Source organism: Haladaptatus salinisoli (assembly GCF_020614375.1).
Classification (GTDB): domain Archaea; phylum Halobacteriota; class Halobacteria; order Halobacteriales; family Haladaptataceae; genus Haladaptatus; species Haladaptatus salinisoli.
In genome coordinates this window covers 99,855-114,566 of record NZ_CP085328.1, presented here as the reverse complement: position 1 = coordinate 114,566, position 14,712 = coordinate 99,855, and the positions used below count along the sequence as shown (strand labels likewise).

General features: G+C 55.0%; 14 protein-coding genes and 1 pseudogene. All 15 read left to right on the top strand.

Annotated elements, in window-relative coordinates; all coding sequences use genetic code 11:
• The first annotated feature begins 205 nt into the window (after nt 1-205).
• On the top strand, nt 206-850 hold the full coding sequence (locus tag LIX00_RS16265; protein ID WP_227356030.1) for a helix-turn-helix domain-containing protein: 645 nt from the start codon (nt 206-208) through the stop codon (nt 848-850).
• A 105-nt stretch (nt 851-955) separates the two neighbouring features.
• Nucleotides 956-1,372 (top strand): DUF8172 family protein, encoded by a 417-nt coding sequence (locus tag LIX00_RS16260; RefSeq protein ID WP_227356029.1) that lies wholly within the window; start codon nt 956-958, stop codon nt 1,370-1,372.
• A 37-nt stretch (nt 1,373-1,409) separates the two neighbouring features.
• Nucleotides 1,410-1,550, top strand: coding sequence for a hypothetical protein (locus LIX00_RS16255; RefSeq protein WP_227356028.1), 141 nt, complete (start codon nt 1,410-1,412; stop codon nt 1,548-1,550).
• A gap of 501 nt (nt 1,551-2,051) precedes the next feature.
• A complete protein-coding gene (locus LIX00_RS16250; protein WP_227356027.1) occupies nt 2,052-2,432 on the top strand; it encodes a hypothetical protein in 381 nt (126 codons plus the stop codon).
• Nucleotides 2,433-2,585: 153 nt separating this feature from the next.
• Nucleotides 2,586-2,975: a hypothetical protein gene (locus LIX00_RS16245; protein WP_227356026.1), complete on the top strand. Its 390-nt coding sequence runs from the start codon at nt 2,586-2,588 to the stop codon at nt 2,973-2,975.
• A 502-nt stretch (nt 2,976-3,477) separates the two neighbouring features.
• A complete protein-coding gene (gene tenA / locus LIX00_RS16240; RefSeq protein ID WP_227356025.1) occupies nt 3,478-4,143 on the top strand; it encodes a thiaminase II in 666 nt (221 codons plus the stop codon).
• Nucleotides 4,140-4,892 carry a TenA family protein gene (locus LIX00_RS16235; protein ID WP_227356024.1) on the top strand — a complete coding sequence of 251 codons (753 nt, stop codon included), beginning with the start codon at nt 4,140-4,142 and terminating at the stop codon, nt 4,890-4,892. Before tenA ends, LIX00_RS16235 begins: the two co-directional genes overlap by 4 nt.
• A complete protein-coding gene (locus LIX00_RS16230; RefSeq protein ID WP_227356023.1) occupies nt 4,892-6,454 on the top strand; it encodes a sodium:solute symporter family transporter in 1,563 nt (520 codons plus the stop codon). The genes LIX00_RS16235 and LIX00_RS16230 overlap by 1 nt, the downstream gene beginning before the upstream one ends.
• Nucleotides 6,455-6,666: 212 nt before the next feature.
• Nucleotides 6,667-7,992 carry an NRAMP family divalent metal transporter gene (locus tag LIX00_RS16225; protein WP_227356022.1) on the top strand — a complete coding sequence of 442 codons (1,326 nt, stop codon included), beginning with the start codon at nt 6,667-6,669 and terminating at the stop codon, nt 7,990-7,992.
• Nucleotides 7,989-8,522 carry a hypothetical protein gene (locus LIX00_RS16220; protein WP_227356021.1) on the top strand — a complete coding sequence of 178 codons (534 nt, stop codon included), beginning with the start codon at nt 7,989-7,991 and terminating at the stop codon, nt 8,520-8,522. Before LIX00_RS16225 ends, LIX00_RS16220 begins: the two co-directional genes overlap by 4 nt.
• Nucleotides 8,523-9,020: 498 nt before the next feature.
• A pseudogene (locus LIX00_RS26525) lies at nt 9,021-9,884 on the top strand (DUF8008 family protein).
• Nucleotides 9,885-10,235: 351 nt separating this feature from the next.
• Complete coding sequence (locus LIX00_RS16205; RefSeq protein WP_227356018.1) at nt 10,236-10,919, top strand: nucleotidyltransferase domain-containing protein; 684 nt, start codon at nt 10,236-10,238, stop codon at nt 10,917-10,919.
• 3 nt (nt 10,920-10,922) lie between these two features.
• A complete protein-coding gene (locus LIX00_RS16200) occupies nt 10,923-11,417 on the top strand; it encodes a DUF8154 family protein (RefSeq protein WP_227356017.1) in 495 nt (164 codons plus the stop codon).
• 434 nt (nt 11,418-11,851) lie between these two features.
• A complete protein-coding gene (locus LIX00_RS16195; RefSeq protein ID WP_438267093.1) occupies nt 11,852-12,517 on the top strand; it encodes a helix-turn-helix domain-containing protein in 666 nt (221 codons plus the stop codon).
• Between the two features lie 108 nt (nt 12,518-12,625).
• The gene (locus LIX00_RS16190; protein ID WP_227356015.1) at nt 12,626-14,575 is read left to right on the top strand and encodes an ABC transporter substrate-binding protein; all 1,950 of its coding nucleotides are present in this window, start codon (nt 12,626-12,628) and stop codon (nt 14,573-14,575) included.
• The last annotated feature ends 137 nt before the right edge of the window (nt 14,576-14,712 follow it).

The following is a 14,712-nucleotide window of genomic DNA, read 5'->3' as shown; positions in this document are numbered from 1 at the left end:
CTGAAAGGTGATTGTGGCGGTCATATCGCCGCTCGATGTCGTTCGTCGCTGTCAGCGATCCAATCATCTCGACTGTCGGAACGACAGCTGAGTGAAAGGCATTAGCACCCCTTATTCCGGGATCGTTTATATAGCCGTATTCGAAGAATGCACTCGTAGCGGCGGTCTCAAAACGGCTATGCACCTCCCGAACGGAGCAATGATAATGAAGCGTGAAGCTGTCGTCCGGATCCCTACGGCGGAGTTCTCACACCCAGGCCTCGAAGCGTTCATCTCGCTGTGCCGTGACGCAGGCGTCAAGAAGTGGCGTCCAGCCGTTTGTACTGGCCCCGGTGGAATCGTGGCGATACAGGTCGAGCGGCCGTTCGACGAAGAACAACTGTCTGCCCTTGAGTATGTTGCGTGGTGGGAACGCACGAATCAGGCCACGGCGGCCATCGGCTATCTCATAAAGCTGGATATCTCCGACTTGACGGATGAGTTCCCCCCTCTTCACGAACTAAATGTGTCGAACGAGGAGATAACCGTAAACGACCATGGGCTGGACATCTCGTTCGTCGGCACCCAGGAGGCACTCTCCTATGTGGTGAGTCAGTATATTGATGCTGGTATCCCGATGGACTTGCGAGCCATAACCGACTATCACGGACCTACTGGTGTACTGGACTCCTTGACCCACCGACAGCACGAGGTCGTTCGCATCGCCTACGAGATGGGCTATTACGAGATTCCCCGACGCGTTTCGTCCGTGGAGGTCGCGGCCGAACTTGATTTGGATCAATCGACGGTGTCGGAACATCTGCAACGGGCGGAGCGTAATCTGCTGAGGCACGTATTGGATGCCGACTGAGTATTTCGTTTCTGCCGGCTGAGTGTCCACTGAGTGGGATGGTTTGTGAGCGTTAGGTTGGGCACTGTTCAGATAAGGATGAGGCGGTGCGATTTGCTGGTGGTTATGGCAGAAATCGACCGCCTCAACGGAGATAGCGACTGGATCGAGATTTTGTGGAGCGAGAAGCCTCGGACCTTTCACACGTTTTCCGACGCTCCACAAACGAATCATGGAGACGACTGGGCAACGTGGGCAAATGAGTACATTCGCGAATCAAAGCGAATCCTCACGGTCCGACGGAAAGCAGCCCTCTTTTCGTTTCTTCAATCGCTAGGCGCTACTGGCGTTCGCAGAAAGAACGATGTAGTCATCCCGTTCGAGACATATCCACCCGATGTCGACAATCCGTGGGCGTACTATGCTGTCGAGCATGAATATATCTGGGAGGAGTTTGCAACGGACTATCTCCAACGATCAGGGGCATCGGAGTTACTTACGCAGACTGACGACGGGAAACGCGTCTTTGCAAGCCGATTGTGACCCAATCGTTATGGTTCCTCAGTTCCGAATTAGTAGTATGAGCAAGAACGAATCCGCACACGTCGACGCTCAGGAGTATATCCAGAGTGCCCGTGAGCGGGTTGAAGCGCGAGAAAATGGTGTTGCAGCCGAGAGTCTTTCGGCCGTCGCAGCGCACGTTGCCGACCTTGAAGACTAGCGTTTTTCGACAGCTCGACTTTCTCGGGTTTATTGTGGCGTTTGTGACCATACGGCGATTCAGAAGGATTCGACAATTAGGACGAGCTATGATGCTTTTGCAAAGTATCGCGGGAGAGTGAGCATGATGAGCAGGGACGATTTACAGAGGAAACGACTGACGACGATATTCTGACGGCGATGCGCGAGTCAGAGTTTCCGGCAGTAACCGCTCGGTGGGGAGCGGACACGCTTGGCATTGAGCGGCCGTCCGCGCATCGACGGCTTGAAGCATTGCATGAGGATGAAGAGGTTGAGCGGGGGAAGTTGAGTCCGCGGGTCGTTATTTGGTGGATTTCCGAGGAAGAGTGAGCTCTTGAACGATATTGTAACGTAGTCCTATCCGAATAGCCCTTGGTCGAGATGAGTTGATTCAGTATCAAAAGTAAAGTCGAGAAGTCCCATTCGAGTAGTTACTCGTACTCTAGAAATGGATTTATCCCTGAAAGACGATATAGAATCCATGGGCACCAGAGATCTTTTTTCGGGAACTTTTTTCGAGCGATATCTTCAATCAAAGCGATGGTGGCTCGTGATACTCGCAATTCCGGTGCTGTTCGCTCTCTGGCTAGTCGTGTCAATCCTTATACTGAGTACAGCTAGATATGCGCCATTGAAGGTCTCTGGATTTGCGACCACCTACTTCGGTGGAATACTCATTCTCGCGAGTTACGCAGCTGCACTTCTCTCGCTGATTGCCGTCTATTATGACCGTCGGTACGTTCGAAGCCACTCCGCGTGGAATCCATCTGGTCTCTACTATCTCATGGTCATTCCGCTGCTTAACGTCCCCATTGCGTGTCTTTATCTGTTCTATCGGCACCGGTATGTCGGGATTCCCTAATCATGGGCAGTTATTTCGGTGTTTTTGAAATATTGTAAATGCAAAAAGGAGGCGGTCGATACCCCAAGAAAATCAGACTCAGGTTGAATTTCGGGGTGATAACTCGTTTGTAGACCCCGTTATTCTTATTTCTCCACAAACAAACACCATAATATGGAAGTTGAAGAGCCAGGAAATCTACACATTCAACCGCAACCAGATGGAATGCCAGTAGTAGTTATGATCTCAGACAAACTCTCTGAGAGATATCTCGAAATCCGAAAATCAATCGCCAATCTTGAAGTGGTAAACGTCACTATCGACAGAGACTTCCTTCCTGATGCGATTGACCAACTACTCGGATTCCTAACCGTGGATCTTGGCCCCATCTCAATCTCACTCGGTTTAATAGCTCTCGTACTCTGTGAGATGAGCAAGCAAATCGTTGTTCGAGGATACGAAATTACCCGAACTCCGGCGGTTCTGGGCAAAGCCGTCGTTGGCAAAACTCAGGTAGGCCGAGAAGGCTATGATATCGAACCAATTCCATTCAACTCTGAGTAACGAACCCGTTGTGTGATCTAGACTCGGCCAGAATAGCAATCATTCGATGGTATGGATAATCACTATCTGATGGAGGATAGCACTCTCAACCAACGAAGTCAATTGGTATGTGATCTGCGTACGGTCTCGATTGAGTGACGTTATTCGAATTCCTCGTTAGTACGTGTGTAGAGCAATTCACTCTCACCATCATCATAGTCACTCTCCGGACCACCGATGATGAGATCTAACTCTCGGGTGATGCCACCAACCACAATCGTCTCAGGATAGCGTCCGTCATATTCGAATGATCGAAAAGGCGGGGGTGCGACCAGTCACATACTGAAGTGGCCGCTGTCTGCGATCCCTCCGCCGAATATGGGACTTCCCGCGGGCAAAAGTGAATAAAACGGCGGTGAGACTCCACCCATTGGCGTAGCGCACGACGTTCGTGAACGTACCATCTTCATACAATGGGGTTATATTACGTGGTTATATTGGAACCGAGTGCGTACACTAGGACATGAGCTTCACAAACGACCTCGAACCAATGGCCGAACCCATTTGGAACGCTATCCTGGAGCACCCGATGGTCGAAGAGCTCGGGGACGGAACTCTTGATGAGGAGCCATTCAGGTACTGGGTTAGGCAGGACTACGTCTACTTGATCGACTACGCACGGGTCTTCGCCCACGGTGCGACGAAGGCCCCCGATCTCGAACGCATGGGAACGTTCGCGGAGCTGCTCGAGTCGACGATAAACACCGAAATGGATCTCCATCGCGAGTATGCAGCCGAGTTCGGCATCTCGGAGACCGAACTGGAAACTACCGAACCCTCACCCACTACAAGGGCATATACCGATTTCCTCGTGCGCATCGCAACGACGGGGACGTTCGGTGATCTCGTGGCTGCACTCTTGCCGTGCATGTGGGGTTTCAACGAGACGGGAAAGCGACTTGCGGCACGTGGACTGCCTGCCGATGACCGGTACGCTACGTGGGTCGAGATGTACGCAGGCGATGAGTTCACGGAACTCACGACTTGGTGCAAGGAGTTGATGGACGACGTAGCTAGGGATAAAAACGAGGTCGAGCGTGAGCGTTTTCGGAACTTGTTTCGAACGTCCGCCCGCTACGAATACCGCTTCTGGGACGCCGCTTGGCGACGGGAGGAATGGTCGATATGACCCGCCGCGATGCCGACGCCGAAAGTCAACCGGGCAGCTTTGAGGAGTACGCCGAAGCATATGAGACGGCCGGATTCACCGACTGGCTTCGCGAACGTGCGCAACCGGAATGGTCGAACGCGACGTCCCATCAGTTCACACGCGAACTCGGAACCGACAACCTCGACGATGAGGTCTTCCGGCGGTATCTAGTACAGGACTACGCCTTCGTCGGGACGCTCGTCGGGGTCTTCGGACACGCCGTTGGAGACGCACCGACTATGGAATCGAAGTCACGACTCGTTGATTTTCTCGGGACGCTGACCGCCGACGAGAACGACTACTTCGAGCGCTCCTTCGAGGCACTTGACGTTCCGGAAGCCGAGTACGCTGATCCCGAATTAACCCCCGCAACGCAGGCGTTCGAGGATCTCTTAGAGCGGGCCGCGAGAGAAGGCGGGTATGCCGAGACGCTCGCGGTTCTCCTTCCCGCGGAGTGGATCTACTTGGAATGGGCCAATACCGTTGAAGACGAGTCGCCCTCGAGATTTTACCTCGCGGAGTGGATCGACCTTCACGCCAACGAGGAGTTCGAGGCCTTCGTGGAGTGGCTCCGCGACGAACTCGATCGAGAAGGCGAGACCGCCTCACCCCGTCGTCGGCGACGGATCGAGCGACTCTTCCGGCGAACGGTTTCGCTAGAGATCGCCTTTTTCGAGACGGCATACGACCCCGACGGTGCGATGGACGTCGCAGGGGGCGAGAAGTGATGGTGAGTTCTGCCGTGGCGCTCGGACTGACGGTTGCGACGCTCGCGGTCTTTACCGGGGTCGGGGTTTGGTTCTCGCATGGTAAGGTCGAGTCTGTAGAGGATCTCATCACTGCACGCGATTCAACTGGGGAAGGGCGGACGTCGGCCACGCTCATCGCCTCGGTCATGGGTGTTTGGATCCTTCTCTCGGCCCCAGAAGCTGGCGCCCTCTACGGAATCGCGGCCGTGGTGGGTTACGGGGTCGGTGAGGCCATTCCGATGCTCGCGTACTCGAAGCTCGGCCCGCGGATCCGCGAGGTGATTCCGAAAGGCCATTCGCTCACCGAGTATGCCTACGCGCGGTACGGCGGCGCGATGTACGCGTTCGTGATCGCTGTCAGCGTCCTCTATATGTTCGTATTCCTCGCCGCGGAGTTGACCGGGATTTCCCTGGCGCTCCACCACGTGGCGGGAGTTCCTCAATGGCAGACGGCGGTTCTCGTTGGCGGATTTGTCCTGCTGTACACCGGCTACGGTGGCCTCCGGGCGAGCATCGTCACCGACACGATACAGATGTTGTTGATCCTCCCACTGCTCGTCGCGAGCGTCGTCACGGTCGTATTCGTGCTCGGCGGAACCGGCGGCGTTTACGAGGGAATTGTGTCTGCGGACTCCACGCTCCTGGATCCTGGGTTCGTTCCAGGGATCAGATTCGGCGTTGCGTTGGTTTTCGCGATCCTCGGCGCGGAACTCATCAATCAAACGTGGTGGCAGCGTATTTACGCTGCTGACGGATCCGACACGGTCGAGCGAGGGTTCCGCACCGCGACCGTCGCCAATGGCCTAATTCTCCTCTTGGCCACGCTCCTCGGCGTTGTCGCAGTCGGCCACGCCGATGTCGTCACTCAGTTCGGCAGTGAGAATTATAACGCTGGAATTGCCTTTTTCGTTCTGCTCGAAGGCACCGTCGCAGAGTGGGTCGTCCTCACCGTTCTCTTGCTCGCGCTCGTGTTGGTGATGAGCACAGCCGACACGCTGTTCAATGCGTTGTCGAGCCTCGTGACGGCCGATCTCCCGCGGTTGCTCGAAGATCCGGACGACCGAACCCTGCGATTCAGTGCGCGGGCGTTTACCGTGGTCATTGCGGTCGCCGCAATCGCAGTGAGCCTTCGCGCTCGGAGTGTCCTTCGCCTCTTTTTCGTTGCCGACCTCCTCGGTGCCGCCGTCGGCTTCCCGCTCGTCTACGGCCTGTTTAGTGGCCGTCTCTCGGGCACCGGAGCCCTCGTGAGCAGTCTCGCCGGACTCGCGGTCGGGAGTGCTTACTTCCCCTTCCCGTTCGGCCTCCACGAGGTATTAGATTCGTTGCTCGGAGATGCTCTCCCGGCGGCCGACACGACGTATCTGATTCCCTTCGCCGGCGCGTTTCTCATCTCGACTGGGCTAACGTTGATTATCGCACGATTTTCGAGCGGAGAGTTCGACTTATCTCGACTCTCCCACGAGATTCGCAGATTCGACGAACCGGCAACCGACGGCGGTTCGCCGGTGGACACGGACACTGACGCGGGGGTGGGTAAGTAATGGCTGTCATGGGTCCGTCGGCTTTCGCGGTCGTTCTCTGGGGAAGTCTTCTCGGCGTTTTCCTCGTGTTTTGCTACGAGGTGGCCGTGATCACCAGGGATATCCGTCAGTTAGAGTGAGGGTCAACCGCTTGAGATCACGCCCCGAGGCAGTCGACCTGCTCCGTCTGTAGAGTCGGCACGTATTTTATTCGTCGATAATATTACTAAGGCATGAACGAGACACCGACTACCGTGACCACCGCGGAGGGCGGAGCAATTCGCGACTACCTCCGTGAGATGGGCCCGTCGTGGGTTGCCGGGGCGATCGCCGCAGGGCCGGCGACGATGGCGAGTCTAATCACTGCGGGTGCACGCTTCAACTACGCCCTGCTTTGGGTCGTGATTCTCTCTGCGGTCGCAGGTGCACTAGCGCAGTATCTCGCAATGCGACTGGGACTCCTCAGCGAGCGAGGAATCGTGGGCGTCGTCGAGGAGTATCTCGGGAAGTGGTGGGCCTGGATTCTCGTCATCGATGTGGTGATTGCAGCTGGCGTCGCACAGCTCGTGATTATGAACACCGTCGCTTCAGTCTCGTCGACGATAACGGGAATCGACACCAGAATATGGGGCGGTATCTGGGCGCTGGTTCTCGCCGTCGGTCTCGCCGGGCGAGGGTACCATTTCATCGAATTTGTTGCGAAGGTCCTCGTTGCCGCGGTCGTCCTCGCGTTCGTCGCATCCCTTTCCGTCGTTCCGATCGACCCAGGGAGTGCCGTTCAGGGACTTTCTCCGTCACTTCCCTCCGGCAGTGCGGTCGTGGCCGCGGGCATCCTCGGCGGTGCGGTTCACATCACGCTGATCACGATGCATTCCTACACGATGCACGCTCGCGGGTGGACTGACCGTGAGTACGGCCTCGCGACCTTCGATATCGTCGCCTCGATGCTCGTCGCGTTTGGCATTTACAGCGTCGCAATCTTCCTCGTTACTGCCAGCGTGCTCACCGACCCCAACCTGACGACCATGAGCGCGGCACAGGCTCTCGGCCCGCTTGTCGGATCGAGCGCCAAGTTGCTTTTCCTGTTTGGACTTGGTGGTGCAGCAGTCTCGACGCTCGGTGGGAATACGATCGTCCCACCTTTCCTCGTCGCTGATAAACTCGGCTGGAACACGACGGTCGAAGACTCGCGGTATCGGACACTCCTCGCCGCTTTCGCGCTGCTGTCTGCTCCCGGTGCCTTCATTGGTGGGGAGGTTATTGGCCAGCTCGTGCTCGTTCTCGCGCTTGGCACAGTTGGGACGCCGTTCGCTATCGCCATCGTCCTCTATCTCCTGAACTCCAAGGCAGTGCCAGAGTCAAACTCGACGCTCGCCAACAGTGGGGGACTCGCTTTACTTCTCGTTTCGGGGGCGCTTGCAGTGAACTTCGTTCGCGAACAGATTGCAGGTGGCATCGATTCGTTGTCGGGAATCGTCCTAGCGTTTGCCGTCATCCTCGGAATCGCGACTATCGTCCTCCTGGGGAAATATGTCCATGAGGAGGCAGCCATCATATGACCAACCTACCTTTCCCACTCTCCGGTTCGACCCTGATTGTCGGCCCTTCTCAGACGGGAAAAACCCGTCTCACCGCCCAAGCGCTCGATGCCTGGATCGAACGGAAAGGTACTGAGGGCGTAGTCGTCTTAGAGTTCGCACCCGAAGTCGAACACGACGGACGTGTACTTGGCGGCAGGCTCGACCGCTTTACGACGATTCCTGATCGAGTATGGTACGGTGTCCTTGATGCGAACGCCCCGCGATCGGAAGGTGAGACTGAAGAGGAGATGGTCGCACTGGCCCGGGACAACGCCAAGCGAGCGGAACGAATTCTCGATGAGGCTCCCAAACCGCGAGCAGTATTTATAAACGATTCTACAATACCGTTTCAGCACAAATCGTTCGACCCTGAACGACTCATTTCTTACTGCAGATGGGCTGAGTGTGTGGTTATGAACGCCTTTGAAAGCGACGAACTTGGGACGGATGATCCCGTCTCGCGTTACGAACGAGAGGTTGTAGGGTTTCTCCGGGCGTGGGCCGACTGAACCATCTCACGTGAGCGGTAGGTTGTTAAGGGTTGGTGGTAGTTCTGGGTGGTTATCGAAAGTGAGTGTATTCGAGGGGACGTGATGCGGACACATGCAGACCATCAGGTCGCGGTCACGTCGTCGATGGACACGACGTAGTGGTGGGCTGCGAGGCGCTCATGGCTCTTGTTGGAGATGTTGACGAGTCCGGGGATGTCGACCTCGAAGGAGAACTGCACCCACTGGGCCCGTTTCTGTGGGTGGCAGATACGCGTCGCGCCCCACAGCTAGTGCTAACGGCTCCGCCGATCACCACGACTGCACAGGACGAAACGCAACAAGCCACCTACCACTGCACGGCCAGCCGCTCCGATTCGCCCATGACTGTTCTCGAGTACACCCACACCGCTAGCGACACGACTGCTCATTGTATCGGTTCACTCACTACGATTGCGCACTTCCCCCGGCTCTCCACGCCAACAGAGGACACGGCGGTCACAGCGGAGGTGGCTGCCGATGAGTAACACCACTCCGTCCGGAGCGTCCAGTGCTCTTGAAAACCTCTCGATCACCGACCTCGCCAAGCACGTTGAGTCGCTTACCGACCGTGTTGACGACCTTGAGCAAGAAGTCGCCGAGAAAGACGAGCGGATCAACGAGCTTGAAGGGCAAGTCGCAGATCTCTCGAACAAAGCCGACGAAGCAGAGGCCCACCGAAGCGCAATCGTCCGCCAAACACAGGTACGTGACGAGCGGATCGATGAGTTGCAAGCCCGTGAATTTGAAAAAGGTGCGCATCTGCTCGCCGAAAACGTCGACGAAGACCGTATCTTCGTCGAAGGGAACAAACTCGAACGCATTACGAAAGACGACGGCAACACCTACTTCTGACTCCCTGGCGAGGAAGACGCACTTGGTCGCGGTGGTGCAGTCGCTCATTCGACCGCCGATCTCCTGCCCATTCAGCGACTGGCTCGCTATGACGACGAGATGCTCGCGTCGGTGACCAACCGTAAGCCCGACGAACTCGCGGGGAAAGCGTGGCGTGAGCGTGACGATGCAAGCCGGTATTCACTCTGGTCGAGGGGCAGTGGAGAGATTCGAGCCTATCTCGATGCCTCAGACCTCGCCGAGTGGATTCGACTCAAGGAGTCCGGCGTGAGTAAGAAGTACAGCCAGGAACTCGCTCGCAGGACGATGGACGCGATGCACGAACTCTCGAAGAATCGGCTCGGGAGAATCAAACGCCAACGATCCAAAGACGGCTTGAACTACCAAGAGACTCGTCTCGTCCTGAAAGCCGATGTGGAGCTTCCCGGTGAAGTCTCGAAGGAGAACACGGACGATAGCCCGGCCACAGACGGGGTTGCCGGAGAGTAGCGTGGTCGGGACGAAAACACGCCCGAGAGGGACACAAATCTAACACGATCACCACCACGAACGCGGATGTGGATGCCCCGAATTGACACAGTTCGGGACTGACGCTGTACGGTTACTTGTGAGTACGGCAATTGTATCGGCATCTATCGGCTTCAAACCAGCGGGAGGGGGAGAGGTGGTACCGGCCACCGCGTCTGTGGTCGGGAAGTGTGAAACACCGAGGACCGAAGGGTTTCCATCCGAACAAGGAATGCAGAGACAGGGTGGCTGAACAGGAACGTGATTAGAGCAACCATCCGAAAAGCAATTCGACCACAACGTTTTTGCATATTCTGCAAAAACTTGTGAAACATGCAAACACAATCGGGAGTAGTCCTCGATTTTCCGTTCCCGGAGGAGCGAGTGTTCCGATATCAAGCGATGCAAGATATCCTCCATCATCTCGTAAATGAACCTCACCAGGGCTTCACTCAGAAGGAACTCGCAAAGATAACAGAGACAGACATTTCAACGATTTCTCGGTCAGTCGATCTACTCGAACAATTGGGTGTCGTAACACAGAATGCCGGTCGTCCTGCTCAAATCCGAATCGATCACGACCATCTTCAAAAACCGGATCCACTCCTCTCGATCTCCCAGAGTGAGTTTCGGAAACCGATCGAAGCATTTCTTACCGAGTTACAGCAGGAGGTTGCCGAATCAGATGACGTCGAAACCCTTGTCGGTGTCATCCTTTTCGGCAGTGTTGCCCGTGGGACAGCCGACCGAAGCAGTGACATTGACCTTTTAGTCATTATCGACGGAAATCACACCTATGGACGACGGATTGCAAACCAGATAGCACGCAGCCTCGAAGAACAATCGTTCGATGGCGATCGATATGAGTTCGAGGTACTTGTCGAAACGCCGGAAAGCGCCACACAGTATGGCGCAAAACTTCGGGAGATCTTTGACGAAGGGCTCATTTTGCACCAAAATTCTGACTTTCGATATATTCGAGTGGCAGTGTATACTGATGAATCGGAGGAGGTCTGATCGATGCCCATCGAACTCGACGACATTGAGCCATTGCTCACTGAGGCTGAAGAAGCGTTCCGGTGGGGCGGACAGTACCCAGAAGAAGGACTCGATATTTCTGATGCCGGTCTCATCCAACTCCGCAAAGCGTGTCGATCTCTCTCGGGTGCGGATAGATTGCTGTCGGATGGATACTACACGCTGACGATCGAAGCAGCATTCACATCGATCGAGAAGACGCTTCTCTTTTGGCTGATTCATGAAGGGCATCACGAACCTTCGAATCCACCGCAATCACATACCACCGCGATCCAGCGGAGCGCCGAAGTTGGATTTGTCAGCGATGAAATTGCCACTCGACTGGTTGATCTCTGGCGGATGAATCGAGCGCAAACGTACTATCAGGATGGACTAGCTACACAGGAACGGGCAACAGCGCTTCTCAAATTAGCAACCCACACGCATAGCTATATTATCGATCTCGTCCGAGTCCGCCACGAATGCGTCTGTGAGTAAACTACCTGAAGTTCTAACACGGTCGGTGGTCACCACATTGAGACCACGTTCGGCCATCCAGACTTAGCCGGGTGGATGCGAGCACACGAAGCGAACGCGGGAGGAAACGGAGGGCGCTGATTATAGTGGTGTAATCACGGGGGTTCGCAGAAACCCTTTTCGGCGGCACCACCACACGAGATTCACACCGCCTTGGCGGTGACACATGGTGGTAGTAGTGCGCTGGGTACGGTGGAGTGCGTCTATTTCTGCGAAACGGCGGGGGTCGCTCTCGCGATCCCCCTCTATTACAACGGTATAATCGACCCCCAGCGACAGTCGAGGACGGCATCCGATTGAAGTTGGATCTACAAATGGTGGTAACTTATATCCTCGCGCACTGGATGCCGGATAAGATGCTGCGAGTGGAATTCCGAACACAGCCAACAGGTGTTATAGAACGCCTCGGGGATCATATCGACGGTGTTCGGAGCATCGAACTTGATAACGCATTTTATATCGAAGATGGAACGTGGATCGAGTCACTAACTGTATCCGCAACTGATTCATTTGACTTTCTAGATATTTGCGAAAATATTTCTGGAGTCAGTATTTTTTATCGGTCTCCACTTCCGACCGGGCCGATGGGAATTCAGTCCGAGCGGGCCATCATTACAGCAAGAGAACCATATCCATCGATCCTGGGACTCGTCCTCAGGAACGAAGCAATTCCGAACCGAATCGTACTTGCTAATGATCAAATCACAGTCGTAGCAACAGTACGGGATTGGGAACAATTCAGAGAGATGGGGGACGATATCGAACTCAAACTCGGGAAATTTGGGTTGGAGAGTGTCACGCAAGTCGACACGATCGGCGAACCACTCGACAGTGGGCGATTGACGGCAACCGTACTATCAAAACTCTCGGACGAGCAGCTGCAAACACTCGAGACTGCATACGAGATGGGATATTTTGATGTCCCGCGAAGAACTTCCGCAACGGATGTAGCAGACCAAATTGGCGTTAGTCAATCGAGTTTTAGCGAACGTCTCCGACGGGCAGAACGGAACCTCATTGCACTTCTCTTCGGTCCGAGTTCTGCGGATGTGGATGGATGAATATCGTACCGACGAATTCTCCAGTGAATACGCGACCCCATATAAAGAAAAATCTGTATCGAACCGCTTCGGACATAAGGAGATTAAGTAGGAGCCTATAGGGCACCAATGTCCATGGAAGAACATGGGAGATCAAATGAGGCGAATGGGCTAGCGAGGAGAACTGCACTCTCACGCAGGAAGTATCTCACCACCACTCTCGCTACAACGGCTGCTGTCGGGTCGTTAGCGGGATGTAATAGTAAAGCTGGAGAGTCCATCGTGGCGAAGGTCCCAGCAGGCGTACCAAAATCGGTTGAAACACAGTATTGGCACGACTGGCAGACGATCGACGTCGAATCACCGGGAATGGAATACACGGCATCTGCAGGTGCGCAACTCGATCCAATCACGGTCGAATATTCGAGTGAAGATGACCCGTGGATGCGCGAACACGCCCTCATGTTCCGGCGGTCACTCGGTGACTTGGGGGCACCAATGAAGCTCATCGACCGACCACTCAACCAGCTGTACGCACAGAGCTGGGAGACCAGCGGGCTTGAGAACATGATTTCGATGAGTTCACAGGGTCCGGACCCACAACGGGGACTCGATCCGAATCCATTCTTGATGCGGTTGCATAAGGAGAACTCCTCGAACTATACGAATTACTGGAACGACCAGATCAACCGGCTTCTCGAAAAACAGCGTCAAATGACCGGTGCTGAACGGAAGCGTAAAAATCTCGTTTCAAAAGTCCAGCGGCTGTTCGGAGAGGATGTCGGTGATATAATCACGCTCTTTCCGAATGTGATTACGGCGGTCAACGCCGAAAAATGGGAAGGATATGTCCCGACCCCTGGAAACGGGCCAACGGGCGATTCGTTCCAATGGACGGAGGTGAATCTCCAACCGAAAACAGACGAACGGACGTACGTAAAAGGCGTCTCAACGTCGATGAATTCGCTCAACCTCCCTTGGTCCGCAGGTGGAGCCGAAGAAGCGCGTCTCAAGTTCATCTATGACGGGCTCTTCGACGCATCTCCATCGCTCGAGGTCATCCCCGGATTGGCGACGAGCGCCGAATTCATCGACAAGACCACTGTCGAAGTCTCGCTCCGAGACAACGTAACGTGGCACGACGGGAAGCCGTTCAGCGCCGACGATGTCGTCTTCTCAACGAACCTCTATATCAAGAAGACATCTACGAGTCAAGGGACGTTTTACGAACCGATTGAATCGGTCGAAAAACGCTCCAACTTACGGGTTCAGTTCAATCTGAAACGTCCCGATGCTTCGTTCACAACACAACGCATGGTTCGGAGCATCATCGTTCCAAAACACCGATGGAAAGAAATTGATACGCCATCGCAACACAATCCGGGTTCTCCCATCGGAACTGGTCCGTTTAAATTTGAGGATTGGGACCAAGGAACTCGATTTGCCGTTTCACGAAACGAGGGCCATTGGATGTTCGACGATGAGTGGCGACAGCAACACCTCGGTGATGCTGCCGCGCGTGGTCCAGGAATCGAGCGAGTGGTTTGGATCAACGTCGGGAATATCGACGCGATGATCGGTGCGCTGCAAAACGGCGAACTCGATGCAATTGGGACGACCCTTTCGAACGCTCAAGCTGATCGTGCCACGAACTCGGCCCGAATCGAGCGTCTGTCGGCGAAGAGTTTCGCACCCGTCGCGGTGAAGCTCGTGCACTCGAATCCACTGATTCGGGATAAGGAATTCCGAGTCGCCCTCGCTAAATCATTGCCGAAGCAACAGTTCGTTGACGACGTTTTACTCGGTGAAGCGACGGTTCCGAACGGAGAGAACTACATTTCGGAATTGACGAAATGGCACGCAAACAGCGTCAAACACTACGAATACGAGCCAGAGGGTGCTCGGGAAATCTTGGAGCGAGCGGGCTACATTTGGGACGAGGATGGCATCCTGCATTTCCCGAATGGGAGAGCTTGGAAAGCATTCGTCGAGCGGATACAACCTGGAAAGACGCATAAACGCCGTGCGGAACTCGGACAGGCTGATTTCTCGAATGAAAAGAACACGACGACAGTATAAGATGAGACATAAGATACCAACACAGTTGATTCAAACACCGGCGAAAACCGATCGTCACCCGGTCTTGACCCGAGGGTCGATATCCGAGAGTGACGTGAATCGATTCGACGATCGTTGTGTGAGTACGCGAAGGGAGA